Raw genomic sequence first — 21,130 nt, 5'->3', positions numbered from 1 at the left:
TCGTGCTTACTAAAAAAAGCAGCAACACTTTAAAAAACGGCCTTGCAAAGAGCTAAAGTTAATACCCAGTAAATTACGAATTTTACGTTAGCCTACGTACTGAAGTTTCTGGGGTCTATGAGGGATTCCGGGCAACGTCGAAAAACTTCCCCTGCTATCAAACTTTTTACCGTGGTAACAATTTTTGTAACGCTATATGACGGAACACTCTGAATCAAAAAATGAACATGATTCTTATCTGTACCTATTTCCAAAAAATGAATCTCATATCTATCACTTATAGCTTTACAAACTTCGACTAAAACCTTATCTACTGAATCAGTCAATACTACTCTTCTATAGTTAGCACTACTCACCAAATGATACAGCAAAACTGTAACATTATGACTCTTATGGATAGGATATATTTACTATTTTGTGACATCGAGTCACAAAATAGTAATAATTAACGAGGCAAGCCTCGAGGTATTAAACCTGAAAGCGAATAATTTAAAAGAATTAAAAGATTGGCTGAAGCAATTTGTTGAAAGTATGAGACAAGAAACAATAAAATCTATTGTTGGAAATCATCACTATCTAAATGCTTTTTATGCGAAATAGATAACCGTAATTCGTATTATTTATTTTCTTTAACAGTAAATTCAAACAACAACTGGTACAACAATAACTGATTTTGTTATTTATTGAATTCATCTTGACTTTTTATTTTTAACCGAAAATGAGTTGAAATTTGACCATATTTCAGGAAATAGAAATAAACTACCTCGGGGCAAGCCCACGAGGCATTTATTAGAAAAAAACATTTCGATTTCGAGAAAAGCCTAGGAGCATTTAATCTCGATTATCGAGTAATACGATTTATAACTAAAAATTTCGCATATTCATCGTTTATTTTTTTACGTTAATGTTTGGGCGGTTTCAGGTAACGAATGCAATCAAAAACTCTACAAAAAAATCACTCTTATTAAATAGCTGATACAACACCCATTTAGTATACTAATTAAACATCAGATTTTTAATTAGTATCCGCTACAGTGTATTGCAGAGATAATTTATACGGGATCCGTAAAGTAATTTTCGATTTTTATGTTTTTAGTCCATGTCATTTCAAAAATCAATTGAAAGATTATACCACACTTCGTATCTTTGCACGCTTAAAACGACAGCATTATGCAATTATCAGAACAAGAACTTGTAAGAAGAGAGAAATTACAATCTCTACGAGACTTAGGCATTAATCCATATCCGGCAGCATTGTTTCCTGTGGATCACACTTCTGAAGATATAAAACAGAAATATGAAGAAGGAAAAAAGGTAATCATCGCAGGAAGGTTAATGTCCAGACGTATACAAGGAAAAGCTTCTTTTGCAGAATTACAGGATGCCAAGGGGCGGATTCAGGTATACTTCAATCGTGATGAAGTCTGTACTGATGATGATAAAACAAAATACAATGACATTTATAAAAAATTACTAGATATAGGAGATTTTATTGGTGTAGAAGGAACACTTTTTACCACACAAGTCGGAGAACAGACAGTAATGGTAAAAGACTTTACTTTATTAAGCAAGACACTAAAACCATTACCACAGCCAAGAACTGATGCTGACGGAAAAACATTTGATGCTTTTACAGATCCTGAACTACGATACAGACAACGGTATGTAGATCTGGTGGTAAACCCTCATGTTAAAGAAGTATTTGTAAAGAGAACAAAACTTTTTAACGCGATGCGTGAGTTTTTTAATACAAAAGGATATTTTGAGGTAGAAACTCCTGTTCTACAGCCGATTCCGGGTGGTGCCTCTGCACGACCATTTGTTACACATCATAACTCACTAGATATTCCATTATATATGCGTATCGCCAATGAGCTATATCTTAAAAGACTGATTGTTGGAGGTTTTGACGGTGTATATGAATTCTCTAAAAACTTTCGTAATGAAGGGATGGATCGCACACATAATCCAGAGTTTACTGCGATGGAAATCTATGTCGCCTATAAAGATTACAACTGGATGATGGAATTTACTGAAAACCTGGTAGAACATTGCGCATTGGCAGTAAATGGAACTACAGATGCTACTTTTGGAGAACATCAAATAAATTTTAAAACGCCATATGCTCGTGTAACGATGACAGATTCTATCAAACATTTCACAGGGTTTGATATTACAGAAAAATCTGAAGAAGAGATCCGAGAAGCTGCCAAAGGAATGGGCATCGATGTAGATGAAACTATGGGTAAAGGAAAGTTGATAGATGAAATTTTTGGAGAGAAGTGTGAAGGAAATTACATCCAACCTACATTTATCACTGATTACCCAAAAGAGATGAGTCCTTTATGTAAAGAACACAGAGACAATCCAGAACTTACAGAGCGTTTTGAATTAATGGTTTGTGGTAAAGAAATTGCAAATGCATATTCTGAGCTCAATGATCCTATTGATCAGAGAGAACGTTTTGAAGCACAATTGCAACTGAGTGAAAAGGGAGATGACGAAGCTATGTTTATTGACAATGATTTTATTAGAGCATTAGAATATGGTATGCCTCCTACATCTGGTATGGGTATTGGTATGGATCGATTGATTATGTACCTAACCAATAATCAATCCATACAAGAAGTATTGTTCTTTCCACAGATGCGACCTGAAAAGAAGGCTGTAGAACTTACTGACAATGAGAAAGCCATTTTTGAGATCATCAAAAAAGAGATAAATATGCCTTTAGCAGATCTTAAAACAGCATCAGGATTGAGTAATAAGGCTTGGGATAAAGGAATAAAAGGACTTTCTAAATTAGGATTAGCAAAAGTTATCAAAAACAATGATACTTTAATTGTGGAAATCACTAAATAATTTACAAAATCAAGACACATAAAAACGGCTAACATACAAATGTTAGTCGTTTTTTTTTATTCATATTTATTGCTATCATTTTTTATATAATTTATCAATAGATCTCAGTTTTTCACATTAAATTCATTATTTTAACGTTTTCTTAATAACGGTAATTCTGGAGTCTCGATAATCATAATATGTAACACATAAATGGTTATACCAGAAAGTATATTTCCTTACATTTTTTAAAAACTAAATCTTGATATCTCTATAGATAATAACTATTAGATTATCATTTTTTACAATACCACTTAAGGTAGTTTAGCGGTCTTAAAAAAAACCAACTTAATTTAATAAACTACACAAATGGCTTTAGTAACAGAACCTACCATTATCTTCCCAGAAAATACCGTAAGTCAGGATGAAATGGTACAAGTATTAGAAAATTTATTTCCTTATCATCCTAAATGGGATACCATCGAAAGAATGATTAGAAACACCGAAGTAGAGAACAGGCATCTATTATCTCCAATCAATCAAGTAGTGACACATCCTGGATTCGAATTCAGGAATAACCTTTATAAAGATGAAGGTCTAAAAATGTCTGTCGACGCTACTCAAAAAGCACTGGATAAGCAGAACATGAGTCCACAAGACATAGATCTTATTATTGTAGTCTCCTGTACAGGATTCCTGATGCCTTCGTTAACGTCTTATATCATCAGTTCAATGGATTTCAGACCTGAAACGAAACAACTCCCTGTAATTCAGCTAGGTTGTGCTGCAGGAGCCTGGGCTATAAACAGAGCTTATGAATATCTAAAAGCATATCCAGATCAGAATGTATTATTAGTATCCGTAGAGTTTTCTTCTCTATTATTCCAGCCTAATGATCAAAAAATATCTTCTCTTATTTCTGATTGTTTGTTTGGTGATGCTGTATCTGCTAGTATTATCAAAGGTACTCCAGAAACCGGAGACGAAGGATATCATATAGATGGAATCACATCATATGTAAAGAAAAATACTGATCACTATATAAAGTATGATGTGAAGTCTACAGGCTTTCATTTTGACCTTGACAAAATGGTTATGCATAGTATCAAAGATGTAGCTCCTATTATGGAAAAATTTATTGACGGTAACTCTTCTAAAAAAGTTAACGAACTTGATTTTCATATATTCCATACAGGTGGCAAAAAGATTATGGATGAATTAGTTTCGAATCTAAACTTAGATGAAGCCACCATAGGATTCAGTCGTAAAAGTCTAAAAAACCACGGAAATATAGCTAGTGGGGTTGTATTAGATGTATTGAAAGAAGAATTCTCTTCTAATACAAAAAAAGACGGAGACAAAGGTATTATGGCTGCATTCGGACCTGGCTTTACAGCAGAAATCAATTACGGGACCTGGATACAAAATTAAAAACATGATACATCACATCGTATTATTTCGCCTCATCAATGATAATAAAAACACTATTGAAAGTGTAAAAAGAGATTTAGCAACTTTGCAATCCCTTAGATACCCTTCTGATTTTATTATTTATGATAAAGGGTTCACTCATAACCAGATGAAAGGAGAATTAGTATTGGTTTCTAAATTTAAGACCAAAAATCTTTTAGAAGAATATCTGGTAGATACTCTCCATAAACAAGTAAAAGAGCGAACTTCTCCAATGATTAAGGACAAAAAAGTTATCGATTTTGAAATATAAATCAAATGAGAATAATGAATTTATTTAGTTCTGATTCGAATTACCGTAAGAAACCAAAACATTTTTGCACCGAATAAAAATGATTATTGGTCAAGAATAAAGAAGAAAGCCTGACAGATGAAAAAACGCAACCAAATATTAAAGGTTGCGTTTTTTATTCAAATTCAACTAATTTAAAAATCATCCATCTAAACTCTCCTCCTTTTCATTTATATTTATATCTTAAAATAAAAAGAAACCATAGCTAAGTCTCTGGCTAATTTTGTTTTTTTACTGTAGGCTATTCTACTGAAAAAAAACTACTTCATTATAGTGCAAAAGCCAAACTTTTCGGTTGATAACCACCACTCAAAATGAGTTCAATACAAAAACTGTACTTCAACAGACATAAATCCTTAGTCTCTGCTAACGATTTGGATTCATAAATCATAAATTTTGATGAATTGTGTTGTAAGACATTTTAAATCCAAAAGGAGTTAAAATCATACAAAGATCTGGGAAAGAAAAATATTAGTGGTGGTAATTTGAAAACTCATACCTTTGTGAATCGTACTCTGTGATACAATATAGATCAGATCCTTGTCAACCTCTTGTATTATGGATCAGATCCTACTCTAATATTATGTCTAGAACCATATTACCTTGGTTTAACCTATATATTTGAAAATGATACGTTAGTAATATTAAGAAAGTCAGAATCACGAAAAAGTCATTTACTATACACAGCAGGTGAATTTTTTATTTGCTTAAACACAACAATTGGTCTTGATCCTTTTTTATGACCATATCTAAAACCAAAATAGTACTATTCATCTGCCGCTAAACCGAGCATCTCGCAATATTTAATTTTTAGGAATGCTTTGATAACATAATCATCAGGCAATATTCCTCACTATTAAAAACATCTATTTACTGGAAGTGCTATTAAAGAGCAGACAAAGACTTCATCATTGACTTAAGCTATATAAAATATATTCTTCTTTACCTTTTACTATTCTTAATTTGGCTATGTGGTGAAGTAAACTACCTCGAGGCAAGCCTCTACAACATTTATTGAAAAAACATTTTGATTTCGATCAAGCCACGGAACATCTAAATTTCGATTATCGAGTATATAAGTTTTAATCGATCAAAAAAGTATTCTCTAACTAAAAAATTGATCATTAATATAAACGTAACTCACTGCATACAATTTATTCAACCCAAGGGCAGTAGCAAGCATATTTTTTTGCTCTACAAGAGAAATCAATCCCCAAGGTAATCTGGTGAAAACCACCATTCTGAAAAGTTATTGGATTAGACTGATATGAATATGTATACGCTACCATATATTTTCCAAAATTAGCACCAACAAAAGGAGTTATATAGTTTAGATTTTGACTTTGCACTTCATTATCCTGCACAACATCTATAGCATCCAAACTTGTTCTATAAGACAATCCTCCCCATATTTTACCAAAGTTTATATCGCTATATACCTTTATATTAAAGTCAACATTAGACTGCTCAACCCCTTCTCTATATGAAAAAAGTATAGAAGGTTCATAAGAAATTGTTTTTCCCGGGCGTGCAAAAACATAGCCTAAAGAAACTAGATAATTCCTAAGATTATTAGTCACTTGCAAATCGTTATTAACACCTGAATTCTTTAATAGATTTTTTGCCGTAATATGAGTATAAAAATTATACAAATTATATGAAAGCCCTACATCCACATTGAATTCACTAGAGCTTACCGAACTACTCGTTACTAGAGGATCATTAGTAACAAATCTACTTTGATCCAGTCGATATTGAATAATTCCTGCACTTAATCCAAAAGATAACTGGTTTAAATCGGCTTCGCTTCTGGAAAACATAAGATGATGCGCATACGTGACATAGCCTCCTGTTTGAGAAGAAAACCCATTTTTATCATTATAAACGATCGCACCAATACCAGAATTTTCTCCTATTCGACCATTATAAGCAGCAGTGAACAATCCCGGAGAATCTTCTTCTCCCACCCAGTTACGTCTTCCTGTAATTCTGACTTGTGAGCAATTCGATGCGCCTGCCATAGACGGGTGTAATAAATAATAGTTATCCGTAAGGTAATCTGAATAGATAGACAACCCTTCTTGAGCGATACTAAATTTCACCGATAACACCATTAACGTTATTAAAAATATTTTCTGTAATTTCATTTTATATATTTTAAAGTAGAAAAAATGATGTTCGTTTTATTATCTTATTAGTGAAAAGTGGCTACGAAAAGTCTCTGAGCCATCTTTTAACTGAGCCATGAACCAATAATCTGAAGCTGGTTGTGGCAACCCGTTATAAGTACCATCCCACCCCAGACTATCAGGAGTAAGCTGGGTAAGCAGTTTCCCATATCTATCAAATATAAATATATCCATATCAGGAACGTTAGCATCTCCTTTTACATTCCACACATCATTTTGCCCATCATTATTAGGAGTAAAGAAATTAGGGAAACCTACTACAAAAATCCCATCTGTAATCGATCCGCAACCATTAATATCTTCAACAGTAACTAAATGAAAACCAAGAGAAACATTAGTAAATATATTACTATCTTGAAAAACACCATTATCCAAACTATAGACATACTGACTCTCTCCATTACCAGTTACTGTAGCAATAATATCATTACTTTCTGCAAAAGATCCATTAGATAACTGAAGGTCTAAATCCTGAGGGCCATTAACTCCCTGAACAGTAATCTCAGAGTTTCCTTGACACATAGATACTATATCCGTATAAGTCACAGTATAAGAGCCCTCTTCGGTTGCTTCATAAAAAGATTGTGTCGCTCCAGCAATAACGGTTCCATTAAGACTCCACTCAAAAGAAAAATCTGCATCACTCAACTCTGTATCAATAAAATAAGTACTCACAAAATCACTGCTTATACATATTATTCCTGGTTCGATTTCAAGCTCTTCAATATTTACTATTTCTACAAAAAACTCAACTTCATTTTGACATCCATTACTATCTATTTCTTGCAAGAATATAGTTTGACTCGACTGGATTTCATCACCCGCATTCAACTGTGTTCCTGATCCATTTGATCCTGTATAATAATTTTGACCTGCTATTAAATTGGGTAATGTATAACTCTCACAAAAACGATCTCCAGAATTTACAGGAGCAACAGGATTTGGTAATGGATTTATTATGATATCCAACTCTTCTTCATCAAAACAATTAGGAGTTGTTCCTGTTTCTGCATACACATATATCACTTGACTTATGGTTATGATATCTCCTGCAGCAAGCTGAGTTCCCCCACCATTGGTCTGTGTATAATAATTTCCAACGGATAAAACTGGTAGTTCATACTCCTCACAGGAAGAAACTGGAGGTATAGGATCAACAACCGGTTCACTTAAAATTGAAAACAATACATCTATACGATCACTCGCACAATTTTCTGTGGTATCAAAAGCCTCTACACTGTAGATATAATCTCCTGCGGCAGTATCTGTTGGTGTAAAGGTAGTACTATTTGATATTAAGATCATTCCCGAAGCATCATACCAATTAGCCGTCTGACCTGCCAATACATCTACTGACAACACTGGCGCTGCCGACCCTTCACAAATACTTTCATTACTTGGGTTTGTAGGCTCTGTGATATCAGGACAATTACAATCCGGTGCAGTAACATCTATCAAAACTTCACAATTATCATTACTTGGGTTTTCTGCAATTATAGAAATATCGACTCCTGCTGTTATACCAGTAATCATATTATTTGCAGCATCTATAGTACCAGAGCCTGCAGGAAATATAGATAAGTCCCAAGCTCCATTAGTTACAAAACTAACGCCATATGTCGAACGATCTGACGAACAAGTCGTTACCACAGAAGTAAGTTCTGGTGTAGTTTCTATAGTAACTGTAACCGTAGAAGAAGAGGATACAGGACAACTAGCCGAAGAAACAGTATAGGTATACACTCCAGATAAGGCTGTTGCCAAAGACGGATCTATAGTTCCTCTATCGTCAGCTCCAAAAGGATTTCCGTTGGGATCAGTCCAGGTACCTCCAATATCGGGAGTACCTCCTATACTATCAAATAAATCTACTGAAGTATTTGTATCACAAAAATCAATAGCGCCATCTTCTCCTGCATCTGCTCCTAAATTTAAAGTAACAACGACTACTGCATCTCGGCTGCACCCAGCAGTTCCTACTGTATATGTGTATGTTCCAGCTGCATCAGCAGATGGATCAAAAGTTCCTCTATCATCTGCTCCGAAGGTAGTTCCAGCACCATCAGTCCACACCCCTCCAGTTTCTGGAGTACCGGTAAGGCTATCAAATAGGTCTACTGGTGTTTCTCCAGAACATATATTCAAAGCTCCATCTTCTCCTGCATCCGGAACTGCCACAATGGTTACATTTACTGTTCCTTTTCTCTCGGGACAAGTTCCTATCATAGGAAGCGTATATACGTAAACTCCAGCTACATTTGTTGCAGCAGTAAATGTTCCTAAGTCTCCTCCTGTCAGTGGACTTGGACCTGTCCAGGTACCTCCTGGGATTGCCGCATCAACTAAACTGTCAAAGAGATTTATAGTAGGAATTCCATCGGCACACCCATCTACAGTTGCCATTTCATCAACTTCTATAAACTCTTCTCTAAAATCAACATCATTACCAGGGTTATGGTTATCAGGAAGATTTGTAGGTAATTCTCCACCATCAGTTGGATTTGTAACATCCGTAGTATCATCCAGCGTAACTGTATCAAAAGCGTCATCTAGACCATCAGCATCAGCATCAGCACCACTTGCTGTTATATCAGATACTCCGTCCTGATCAAGATCATATGCTTCTGTTGTATCATCTAAGCAATCATCATCTGAATTTAAATCGAGATAATCAGGTGTCCCGTCCATATCCGTATCTACCGGATCAATATTATTCCCTGATTCATAGACATCATCTACACCATTTGCATTCGAATCAACACCGCTAGGAGCAATATATCCAGCTGTAGACTGTCCCTCTATATTATCTTGTATCCCATCATCATCAGCATCTATATCCTGATAATCAGCCAAACCAGTACCATCAGAATTTACCGGAGTTAATCCTCCAGAAGCAGCAACAGGAACGCCGTTAGCGTCTACCGCACCATCAATAATACCATCGCCATCACTATCCAGGTTTCCAAAGCCTGCCTCTACCACATCATAAATCCCATCATTGTCATTATCCAAATCTACCGAATTTGGTATCTCATCACGATCAAAATCACAACCTAATTCAGCAAAACGAATATTATCAATTCCAATATCATTCCCATTGTTTCCAAGAGGTTGTTCATTAACTATATTCAAGGTCAAAAAAGTTGTTGTTGTTGCTGTAAAATTAAGTCTAAGTGTATTCCAGACATCATCATTAGCAACACCAAGCCCTGCAGAAGTTTCTGTAAAAATAGGAGCGGATCCAGCGGGTAAATTTTGATCTATAAGTTCCAATAACAATTGAGGTGCATTTTGACATTGTGCAGGGTCGTCACATAATCCTGCCAAATCAATTCTAAAATTATACGTTGATCCAGCAACAATAGGAATGTTATCAATTTGATATATTGGCTGGTTTATAAAGTTTGGTGCAATATTAATTGCCAAGTACCTACCATCTACATCACCAGAACCATCAGAGTTAGCAATTGGGTTGGCATTAGTCGCAACAAAAAAGACATCAAAATTCGCAGAACCCAGAAAAAAAGTAGAAGTCCCTACATTATATTGTCCGTCATTTGGCCAAATAGTGATATATGAATGACCTAAAATATTTGGATCTGTAGTAGGTGTGCTTCCAAAGCCAAAATCTATATCTACTAATGGTAGTACTTCTGTAAGATCCATTGAACCACAACTACTATTCTCTACGGTATCTAAAATACCATCATTATCATCATCTAAATCAACATCATTTAAAACACCATCATTATCAAAATCGTCATCCACACACTCTCTAACAACAACTTTGGCTTCTGCCCCAGCACAAAAAGCATTTCCTGGTAAAGCATATAAGTATTCACCAACAGGATCTGTACCAATTACAAAATTACCTCGATCATTTGCCCCAAAAGGGTTTCCATTAGGGTCTGTCCAGGTTCCACCTGGATCTGGATTACCTTGCAAAAGAGTAAAAAGCTCTACGGCTCCTGTCAAATTACACAACAACAAATTTCCTTCTGTTCCTGGATTTGGTGGATCTTCTAATATAACCTGAATTGTTTGTGAAGCAAATCCGCCGCCGCCGGAAACCTGAACTTCAATGGTAAAACCCTGTTGGATTAAACCAAAAAAATGGAAAGTTCCTGGATCACCTACTTCTCTTTTTATCTCTTGTCCAGTATTAACATTTCGCCAAACATATGTATATGTATCATTTGGTGGATCTGCAATTGCATTAATTTGTATATTCCCACCTCTACATATAGTATTACTCCCTCCACCATCAACCTCTAAAGTAAGGCTTGTTTGAGAATATATTGCATTAGATAGGGGAAAAAACAATAAAAGTAGAATCCATATATGTATTCTTGCGTTCACGATGATTTGAGTTTGGTTAAGTAAAATTTTAAATACCAATATATTAGCCTTGTAAGAGCTATAAACAACAAACGTAAAAATAACGTTTATTATTTCCTTTTAGTTTTTACATTTACAACTATTCGATATGATGTCAATAAAAACCGTTGTCAGACCCTAAAAACAGTGCATTTTCATTTATTTTGACACAAAATCCTACACGTTTATAAATTCTATAAATAACATTATTATTATTAGATAAATAGAACTATTTATTTACACATTTATTTTGTTTTCGATAAAAAAAATAAATAAATTTTTATATCAAAAGATTTCTAAAGAATATAAATACAGTATTTTTATTATGGTAAAACAGTATTTTGATTTTTGCGTAAAATAATAATCAACTATCTTTGAACCTATTAAAACTAAAAACATGCCATACATTAGTGATGAAGAACTATTAGATTTTCAAGTTCAAATTGATGAAGCGAAAGAGCAAAAGCGCGTAACTAATTTTACACACACCAAAGCGCTTAGGAATGAACAGGAAAACACGAGAAAATTTAGAATCGCAACTATTATTTTAGGAATCGTTTCTTTATTAGGTGTTGCCGGGGCAATTTACCTTGCTTATTTCAACAATCAGGACAGTATGATTACTAAAAAAGAATCTGATCGCAAAGTAACTATTTTGAAAAATGAAATTGTTGAATTGGAAGAAACTATAAAAAAAATGGCGATGGAGCAGGAAATTAAGACACCTTCCGAAACTGATACATCTAGAAATAAATCTTCTCTGAAAGATGAGTTAGTATATGCTGTACAAATAGGAGCTTTTAAAGAAAAAGATCTATCGCTATATTCTGATAATTTTGTTAATTTTAAAGAAATTAAATCAGACAACTTTAATAAATACGCGCTTGGTAATTTCTCTTCTCTGTCTGAGGCCAAAAATTTTAGGAGAGAATTAGTACGTTTAGGTTTTAAAGGAGCCTTTATCGCTTCTTACCAAAATGGAGAACGACAAAAAATAGAAGAAGCCTGGTAACAAAGAAATTCTTGTTTGATTTAAACATTCTTTTTTATAAAAAACCCTGACAACATTGTCAGGGAATATCTGCTTATCCACTTAATTAAAGGACTATACATTTACTACAATGTATTTTTTTCCTGATTTTTTATAATATACTCCCTTATATCTATAATATCGCACTCCTTTTATTTTGATTATCCTATAACCTGTTGGTAATATAGTAACCTTTACTCCTGCTGGCGCTTTAACAGCAGTATATTTTTTATTCTTTTTTATGTACCAAACACCGCTTTTTCTATAGTATTTCACATTTTTATGTGTTACTATTTTTGGATTATGAACTTTGCTAATCACTACCTTATTGGCAGGACGTGCACTAACCGCAGTTGCACAAGAGGAAATTACACCTGATAATGAAATTATTAATGTCAATGTTTTGAATAGTGTCTTCATAAGAATTACTTTTTTGTTTTGTACTATTATGACTACAACTTTTAAAAAAGGTTTAATCAAAAGTCTATTTTTCTACATATTTCTGGATTGAAACATCGTTAATATACACATCTTTTAATACTGCTTTATCTCCTTTAATATATACCAGAGTATACACATTATCATCTATAGAATCACGGTTAACCTTATCATATGCTAATTCTGCCTCATATGCTTTGGTCTCTTCCATATAAAATGTATTAAAAGGTAATTGAAAGCTTACCTTACCTTTATAATAATAGGTAACTCTTGCAGTAACATAATCTTCCTGAATCTCTAATGGCAATTTACTAACCTGAGAAATCTGTGCAAACCCTTCTTCATTCCTCTGGATGTAAATATATATTTCTTCTCCTACTGCATATGTAGTATCAGAAGTGTTAAAATGATTCATCTCATATCGTAGCGTGATGTATTTACCTCTAAACGGATCTGTGGGATCTATTGGTCTGGTTTTGAATTTATATGCCGCTCCGGTAGCGAGGATATCTTCACTATCCATAATCATATGGACTGGAACAAATGTTTGGGCTAATACTACTATTATAAATATGATAAATATAAGAATGGTTTTCATTTGTCTATAGTTTATTGTATTGTTTTCTGTTGATTTTTTAACATTATAAAATTAGTTAAGAAGAACCCTGCTCCTACTATTACAAATAGAACCCCTCTTAGCACAAAACTTATATCTGCATCAAAAAACCTACAGATAATAAGCACAGAAATCATGAGAAGTCCATAATTAAGTTTCACCAAATTGAATGAATCTACTCCTGTTTTAATAGCATAAACACCTAAAGCAAAAACCAATATATTAATGAGAACCCTTGGCAGTATAATCATCCCTGAAAAAAAGAAAAAAATAATTAGGAATATCAGAAACGAAAGTTGAAACGGATTAACAAATTGTATTCCTTTTTTCTTTATGGTATATCCTAGAAACATTAATGCAGCAACTCCTATAGTCATGGAAATATAGAATTCCTGAGAAGTATACAACCACTCATTAAAAAACTCTTCCCAGGGCCACTTAAATGTAAATATCATTAATAAAAATACAGTTCCTAACGATCCAATAATTGAAAATCCATTTTTAAGTTTTCTTACTGTATCAAATACAGGGAGTTTACCTATATTATAATACGCCCCAAAAAGAGTTATGTACATTACCAGTAATAATTCTTCATTATCCCCAATAAAAGCACCTAAAGCAATGGTAAAACTTATGGGTACAATCCAATTAAAAATAGCAGTTGTATTACTTAATAATTTATTCTTCACTAACACCCAGTAATTAGGCAGTACACTTAAAAAAAAGACAATATATAGCCAAGGAGTATACTTGCTTCTATAATTCCACACCCCTACCTCCACAGCATAATAGACACTTAATAAGAGAATTAGTAAAGCCACTGCCTGAGATCTAAGTAAATAAATAATTGGTAAACAAAGTGCAATCCAAGTTGTCAAAAAAGACCCTAGCTCTCCTGATATATTATAAATCTGACTTACCAAAGATATACTTGCTCCAACTGCAAAGAATAGAAACGTTCCCGAAGCTTCTTTCCAAGGTAAGCTTTTGTCTTTTAGAATCGAATAACCAACAAAAAATTGCCCTATAACCAGTGGAACAAAAGCGAGAATTGTTTTTACCATTTTAGAAAAGTTATCCCAGTTATGTGCCAATATCAAAATAATACCTGATCCGACTAATAAAGCTCCAAAAATTCCAAAAATAGTAAATAGTCTATTTTGACTAGTACCTTTTTTATAATCATAATACTGTAATATCTTCTCTGCTCCTTCTGGTGAAATCACTTTATTACTAACCAGTTCTTTTAATTCTTTTGTGATTTTTTTACTCATTACACCAATCGTATTTAATAATCGAAATGAATTTTAGTAGTTTTATAAAATAAACAAAAAGATAGCCGCAACCATACGGCTATCTTCTCAAATCATCAAAACAAGAAGCTTATAACAACTTCTTCTTTTGATTACTCTTCCTTACTTCAGTTTATACCTCTTTACTTTCTATGAATTTTTTATCTCTTGTGTTTTTTTGTACTGCAATGGCAGCAAATAAACTAAGTATAAAAGACATTCCATAAAATCCTTTTTCACTAAGATCCAGATCCGCATTCCATAATCCTATAATAAGCAATACAATAGAAGCTAGTGCTGCAAACCAGCTGATCCCATAGTACATTTCAGTTACTTGTAATCCTTCTAACTTATCTCTCACATTTTTCTGTACGGATACTGCCGAAAACAATCCAAATAATAAGATTGTAAAATAATAGCCTTTTTCATTGAGTAACATATCAGCATTCCATAAACCAATACAAAAAGACACCATTCCTGCAAAAAGTGCCACCCAGGAAGCTCCTATAAAAGCTGGTGTAGGTTTCTGATCGTACTCCTTAATTGATTTTTTATCGATGTTCTCAGTATGTATTTCTTCTGCGACATCATTACTAAATTTATAGTTCATAATAATTGATTTTGATGATTAATTATATTTCAATTGTTTCATTTGAACAAGACAAATTTGAGCCGATCTGATCTATTATAAAATTCTTTTTTTACAAAAAACTTATGATATATTTACATATATTATTATCTTAATTACTATATTTATTGTATTTCTTTATAATTTACTTATGATATAATGAATGCAATATCTTCAATAATTAACACATTATCACCAGAAGAAAAAAGAAGCTTTATATCACTGCTAAAGCTTAAAAACAAAAGAACTGATACTAAAAACATCGAATTATTTAAGCTACTAAGCACTCAACCTACACATAAAAATCTTGATCTTTTACTATATGGCAAACCTTCAAAAGGTGCTTTTCATGCTTTATGTAAAAGATTACACGACAACCTTATCGACTTCATTGCCTCCAAAAGTTTTGAGAGAGAGAGTTCTGAGGAAATGGAAGTATTAAAACTATTATTAGCCAGCAGGATATTTTATGAACAAAGGCAATATAAAATTGCTTTAAAAACGATAAAAAAAGCAGAGGTAAAAGCCAAAACACATGAGTTTTTTAACATTCTACACGAGATATACTACACCAAAATACAATATGCTCACGTAGATGAGAAAACCTTATTGGAATCTTTAATAAAAAAATTTAAGAGCAATCAACTCCTATTACGACAAGAAGAAAACCTTAATTTATTTTATGCCAGTATTCAGGATTCGCTTATCAAAAAAAACAACACCCAAACCATAAAGGATTTATTATCAAAATTTGAGATTTCGGTTACTCAAGACCTAACCTTCAGATCGCTATTTAAAATACTGGAAATTACAAATCAGGCTGGAAATATCAACCGCAATTTTCATTCGGTATTCCCTTTTATAGAAAACACATATCAATCCATAGAAAAAAAGAAACTTCTCAGGAAGAAACACCTTTTTTATCATATCCAAATCCTTTATTATGTTGCTAACTCATATTTTAGAAATATAGATTTTATTAGCGCAGAAAAGTATCTTGATTTGATGAAAGAGCAAATGGAAGAACAGCGTAACAAATACCATAAGAGATTTTTTTCACAATACACTTTATTAAAAGCGCTAAATCTAAATTATAGTGGAAATTACCAACTGGCTATTTCATTACTTGAGAATTTTGATTATCAAAAGCACAAGGATCAAACCTTATATATTTTAGACCTCAAACTCTCGCTAATTGTATTTTATTTCCAGCAATCCCGGTTTAAGGAGGCTCTAAAGATATACACAGAATTACATCATAGTGATACCTGGTATATCGAAAAAACAGGTATTATATGGGTAATCAAAAAAAATCTTATCGAGATATTATTACATATAGAATTAAACAATATAGACCTTATCGAATCAAGAATTAAAAGCTTTAGAAAAAAGCATAATACACATTTACAGCACCGTAATGAACACAGAGTGCTAGAGTTCTTATCGCTAACTTCTTACTACTATTACAATAAATCTTCGATAAAAACTGCTGAGTTCACTAATAAAATCCAACATTTGCTAATCAAAAACAATACTGACCAAGAAGATATTTTTACTATGAGTTTTTATGCGTGGTTAAAAGCAAGCGTTTCTAAGACCAATCTGTATGAAACAACCTTGCAGATAATACAACAATCAAAACACTCTAATTAAGGATTTGTTTTGCTCTTTTGAAGTAACAATAATCTATTAAATAAAAGTATCAGTAATACAGGTAAAAACCATTGATGATAGATCATATATCTCCCAATACTATGCTGAACAATGCATACTAATAAAATATTACTAAAAGTCAATACCATTAGTAATAAAGAAAACAAGGCTAATTCATCATCATATTTCCTCCAGCTATACCCAGAAAATACAAAAACAAGCACATAAAACCATATCATATAGAATCCACCAAAAGCATGTTCAACATTTTTATAAAAAAGATCCAAGCACTTCCAAAAATTATCTAACAATAAAGGAAGCCACATATCCATAAGAAATTTATCATTTTCGATCATTGCTTCTATAGAATCAGGATCAGAAGGTCTTAGAAAGAGTCTTCCTTTTTTTGATAATACACCATAAGATATATTCACAAAATTATAATCAAAATGATGAAACACATTATCATTAACAGGCTTATAAAAATCATCCAATAACTTACGGTCTACAGCGGTTTGATACATTTGTTTATAATATGCTTGCGTCTTAGGGCTCTTATAAAGCAAATAATCTTCTGCATCTGCAACAAAAAAAGGCATAATCATTACCTGAAGTCCCGTACTGGAAATATTAATATAGTTGTCATGTACAGCATAATTAAAAGTTTTCTGAATAACAGAAACCAGCACTGGCATGGCAATAAATGCTATCCCAAGAGGAACATATTTTTTTAGGTTTCTGGTCAGATACCATTGATATCCCAAAACCAACAGAATTACTGGCACTATAAATAAAAACTGTGTTCTGGTAAGGATTCCAGCAAATACTGAAATAAGTAAAAACCAACCTGAGAATTTTCTTTTTTCGAAAACCGTTTGTAATAAAAATGAGATAATAATTAGAAAAAAAGGATATGTCAATCCCTGAGTTACAATCCGGTTTACGACCAAATACTCCGGGATCAGTACAGGAGCTAATAATATCACATCAATTAGGATCAGTATTTTTTTATTGATGGTAAATATTCTTTTTAAAATTTTGATCAGATACCAACACGATGTAAAACAAAGTATCAATTGAGTCAAAACTATAAAAGGAAAATAATTCTCATCTCCCAATAGTTTCCTAAAAACAAATAAAAAGGTTCCATAACCAGGTGGAGTGATAATAGATAGTCCCACATAACTTAAAGTATCTGGCTCAGTAATCACTCCTTTCCAGAGGACAAAAACAGCTACTAAAAGATATAAAAATAATCTAGAGATACGATAGGAAATACTGAATTGCATGTGGTTACACCAGCTTAAAGTTAGTTACAGAGCTAAAAATAATTTAAATATTCTAATATGTTGGCAATTCTTAAAACTCATTCGATTAAATTTTCATGTATGTAGGATTTAACTTTCTATTCACAACTCTCTCATGGATAATTCTTTACCTTCGGCCGATAAAAAAAATTACTCATGCGCAACTACATTTCATACCTCCTTGTATTGGGAGCGTTAACTCTATCAGGCTGTTCTGCATTTCAATCTAAGAAAGGAAAATCCACAAAAGCCTCCACAACAACAGCCTCAAAAAAGGATAAAAATGCTATAAAACCCTATGATAAAGTAATTACAAAAAAAGCCAAAAGCGACAAAGGTTTATTCACTGTCCATGCCCTAGGAGACAACTATTTTTATGAAATCCCTGATTCTTTATTTAACAGGGAGATGCTAATGGTAACTCGTATCGCAAAAACAGCTACTGGTATTGGTTTTGGCGGAGGAAAACAAAACACACAAGTATTGCGATGGCAAAAGAAAAATAAAAAAGTCTTACTTCGTGTAGTTTCTCATCAAATATATGCTGCGGATTCACTTCCCATTCATGAAGCAGTTGTGAATTCTAATTTTGAACCTGTATTGTTTTCTTTTCCAATAAAGGCTTTTCATAGAGATTCTGTAAACAATGCCACTGTCATTGAAGTATCGGATTTATTTAAGAAGGATGTAAAAGCGCTTGGGTTTCCTGCTTCAAGAAGGAAACAATATAAAATTACCCGATTAGATGCAAGTCTTTCCTATATAGATTCTATAAGGAGTTATCCTCTTAATATAGAAACAAGACATATAAAAACATATGCTGCGGGAAATCCTCCATCAAATGCCAGCACTGGAACTATTTCGTTAGAAATGAGCAATTCTATGATTTTGCTTCCGGAAACGCCAATGAAACGTAGGTTTTTTGACCAACGTGTAGGATGGTTTGCGAGGGGACAAACAGACTACGGACTGGATGCACAAGAAAGTAAAACCATCAAATACCTTGATAGGTGGAGGTTAGAAATACGAGATGAAGACATCGAAAAATTTAAAAGAGGTGAATTAGTAGTTCCCAAAAAACAAATTGTTTACTATATAGATAGGGCAACACCAAAAAAATGGGTCAAATACATCAAACAAGGGATTGAAGACTGGCAGGTAGCTTTTGAAGAAGCTGGTTTCAAAGAAGCAATCATTGCCAAAGACCCTCCTACAAAAGAAGAAGATCCAGATTGGAGTCCGGAAGATTCACGTTACTCTGTAGTACGATACTTAGCTTCTCCTATCCCGAATGCCAATGGACCACACGTAAGCGATCCCAGATCTGGAGAAATTCTGGAAAGTGACATTAACTGGTACCACAATGTAATGTCTTTACTACGCAACTGGTTTTTTGTACAAACAGCTGCCATCAATCCTGATGCACAAGGTGTTGATTTTAAAGATGAAGTTATGGGACGATTAATCCGTTTTGTTTCTGCCCATGAAGTTGGTCACACATTAGGATTACCTCATAACATGGGAAGTAGTGTTGCCTATCCTGTAGACTCCTTACGTGATCCTGAATTTACTAAAAAATACGGTACAGCACCTTCGATTATGGACTATGCGCGCTTTAATTATATTGCACAACCTGGTGACGGAGATGTAGCACTCATGCCCGAGATAGGAATCTATGACAAACATGCGATTAGATGGGGATATCGCCCAATACCTGGAACTACTGATCTAGAGGAAAAGAAAACATTAGATAGCTGGATATTAAAACACGCAAATGATCCTAAATATCGTTTTGGAAGACAGCAGTTTGGTGTAATCGACCCTAGCTCTCAAACAGAAGACCTTGGAGATGATGCTGTAAAAGCAAGCACCTATGGGATTGCCAACTTAAAAAGAATTGTCCCCAATTTAATCAAATGGACTGCAGAAGAAGGAAAAGACTATAGTGACTTACAAACCATGTACGGGCAAGTTTTGGGGCAATATAGCAGATATATGGGGCACGTCGCTTCTAATATCGGAGGGGTTTATGAGTATTTTAAGACCTATGATCAAGAAGGTGCAGTATACACCCATGTATCCAAAGAAAATCAAAAACGTGCCATGACATTTATACAAGAACAACTATTTAGGACTCCTTATTGGTTATTAGACAACTCGATTTTTAATAAAATAGAGTCTGCCGGAAGTGTAGAGCGTGTGCGCAGTTTTCAGACCAGAACATTAAACAACCTATTAGATCAAGGAAGAATGGCAAGACTGATAGAAAATGAAGCACTAAACACTGCGAACGCCTATACATTAATCGATATGATGACTGCATTACGATCTGGGATCTGGAGTGAACTAAGAAAGGGAAAAACAATCGATGTATATAGACGTAATCTACAGAGAGCACATATAGAAAGGTTAGAATTTTTGATGACCAAAGAACAAGCACCAATACCCGAACGTTTTAGAAATTTTGTAAGAAGAACGCAGATCAATGTATCCCAGAGTGACATCAGACCAATCGTTAGAGCCGAATTAAAATTCCTACAAAGAGATATCAAAAACGCAATCAGCAGAACTAAAGATAAGATGTCTAGTTATCATCTAAGTGATGCTTTGGAAAGAATTTCTTCGATATTAGATCCGAAAAAATAGAGTTTATTCTTATAATAATACGATTTATAACTAAAAATTTCGCATATTCATCGTTTCTTTTTCCTTTCTACTTCGTTTAAAAAATAAACCGTAGCTATAGCTATGCTTGATTTTTTTGCCTTGCATAAAGAAAAAATAATTCAATCAATTTATACGAATTTTTTAATCACAAATCGTATAAGAGGGTGTTTAAAAAACCAAACACCCTCTTTGTTATTATAAAAGAAGTATTTTTTTGAAAACAAATATAATACTCCCCATTTTTAAGACAGCTACTTAAATTGTAAATTTAATGCTGTACATATGAAAAAATCGAGAAGAAAATTTAGTTCTGCATTCAAGGCAAAGGTT

13 protein-coding genes and 1 pseudogene are annotated in these 21,130 nt (G+C 33.4%); 6 read left to right on the top strand and 8 right to left on the bottom strand.

Translation table 11 applies throughout. The features are described from left to right. Positions 1 to 125: 125 nt before the first annotated feature. Positions 126 to 407, bottom strand: a pseudogene (gene tnpA, locus F0000_RS24755) (IS200/IS605 family transposase); the annotation flags it as partial. Between the two features lie 763 nt (positions 408 to 1,170). Here tnpA and lysS point away from each other — a divergent pair. The 3 genes from lysS (at position 1,171) to F0000_RS24740 (ending at position 4,564) form a co-directional block, all read left to right on the top strand. Next, complete coding sequence (gene lysS, locus F0000_RS24750) at positions 1,171 to 2,862, top strand: lysine--tRNA ligase (RefSeq protein WP_149627404.1); 1,692 nt, start codon at positions 1,171 to 1,173, stop codon at positions 2,860 to 2,862. Positions 2,863 to 3,210: 348 nt separating this feature from the next. Further along, entirely contained in the window at positions 3,211 to 4,272 is a 1,062-nt protein-coding gene (locus F0000_RS24745; RefSeq protein WP_149627403.1) for a type III polyketide synthase, read from the top strand. Positions 4,273 to 4,276: 4 nt separating this feature from the next. Continuing rightward, positions 4,277 to 4,564 (top strand): Dabb family protein, encoded by a 288-nt coding sequence (locus tag F0000_RS24740; protein WP_149627402.1) that lies wholly within the window; start codon positions 4,277 to 4,279, stop codon positions 4,562 to 4,564. Between the two features lie 1,193 nt (positions 4,565 to 5,757). On the opposite strand, the gene F0000_RS24735 is transcribed toward F0000_RS24740, so the two are convergent. Together F0000_RS24735 and F0000_RS24730 are read right to left on the bottom strand one after the other, a co-directional pair. After that, positions 5,758 to 6,750, bottom strand: coding sequence for a type IX secretion system membrane protein PorP/SprF (locus tag F0000_RS24735; RefSeq protein WP_149627401.1), 993 nt, complete (start codon positions 6,748 to 6,750; stop codon positions 5,758 to 5,760). A gap of 39 nt (positions 6,751 to 6,789) precedes the next feature. Continuing rightward, a complete protein-coding gene (locus F0000_RS24730) occupies positions 6,790 to 11,151 on the bottom strand; it encodes a T9SS type B sorting domain-containing protein (protein WP_149627400.1) in 4,362 nt (1,453 codons plus the stop codon). A 415-nt stretch (positions 11,152 to 11,566) separates the two neighbouring features. On the opposite strand from F0000_RS24730, the gene F0000_RS24725 reads away from it, so the two are divergent. After that, entirely contained in the window at positions 11,567 to 12,181 is a 615-nt protein-coding gene (locus F0000_RS24725) for an SPOR domain-containing protein (protein ID WP_149627399.1), read from the top strand. 93 nt (positions 12,182 to 12,274) lie between these two features. Here F0000_RS24725 and F0000_RS24720 read toward each other — a convergent pair whose 3' ends face one another. From F0000_RS24720 to yiaA, 4 genes are all read right to left on the bottom strand, one after another. Beyond that, positions 12,275 to 12,619 carry a DUF6515 family protein gene (locus F0000_RS24720; protein WP_149627398.1) on the bottom strand — a complete coding sequence of 115 codons (345 nt, stop codon included), beginning with the start codon at positions 12,617 to 12,619 and terminating at the stop codon, positions 12,275 to 12,277. Between the two features lie 64 nt (positions 12,620 to 12,683). Beyond that, a complete protein-coding gene (locus F0000_RS24715; protein WP_149627397.1) occupies positions 12,684 to 13,235 on the bottom strand; it encodes a GDYXXLXY domain-containing protein in 552 nt (183 codons plus the stop codon). An 11-nt stretch (positions 13,236 to 13,246) separates the two neighbouring features. Then, positions 13,247 to 14,527 (bottom strand): DUF2157 domain-containing protein, encoded by a 1,281-nt coding sequence (locus F0000_RS24710; RefSeq protein ID WP_149627396.1) that lies wholly within the window; start codon positions 14,525 to 14,527, stop codon positions 13,247 to 13,249. A gap of 151 nt (positions 14,528 to 14,678) precedes the next feature. After that, positions 14,679 to 15,155 carry an inner membrane protein YiaA gene (gene yiaA, locus F0000_RS24705; protein WP_149627395.1) on the bottom strand — a complete coding sequence of 159 codons (477 nt, stop codon included), beginning with the start codon at positions 15,153 to 15,155 and terminating at the stop codon, positions 14,679 to 14,681. A 177-nt stretch (positions 15,156 to 15,332) separates the two neighbouring features. On the opposite strand from yiaA, the gene F0000_RS24700 reads away from it, so the two are divergent. Beyond that, a complete protein-coding gene (locus F0000_RS24700) occupies positions 15,333 to 16,826 on the top strand; it encodes a hypothetical protein (RefSeq protein WP_149627394.1) in 1,494 nt (497 codons plus the stop codon). On the opposite strand, the gene F0000_RS24695 is transcribed toward F0000_RS24700, so the two are convergent. Beyond that, complete coding sequence (locus F0000_RS24695; RefSeq protein ID WP_149627393.1) at positions 16,823 to 18,115, bottom strand: glycosyltransferase family 39 protein; 1,293 nt, start codon at positions 18,113 to 18,115, stop codon at positions 16,823 to 16,825. The genes F0000_RS24700 and F0000_RS24695 overlap by 4 nt on opposite strands. A gap of 174 nt (positions 18,116 to 18,289) precedes the next feature. Here F0000_RS24695 and F0000_RS24690 point away from each other — a divergent pair, with 174 nt between their 5' ends. Further along, complete coding sequence (locus tag F0000_RS24690; protein ID WP_149627392.1) at positions 18,290 to 20,779, top strand: zinc-dependent metalloprotease; 2,490 nt, start codon at positions 18,290 to 18,292, stop codon at positions 20,777 to 20,779. Positions 20,780 to 21,130 lie beyond the last annotated feature (351 nt).

Origin of the sequence: Aquimarina sp. RZ0 (assembly GCF_008370685.1) — a bacterium.
Taxonomy (GTDB): domain Bacteria; phylum Bacteroidota; class Bacteroidia; order Flavobacteriales; family Flavobacteriaceae; genus Aquimarina.
This window is presented reverse-complemented; position numbering and strand designations above follow the sequence as displayed.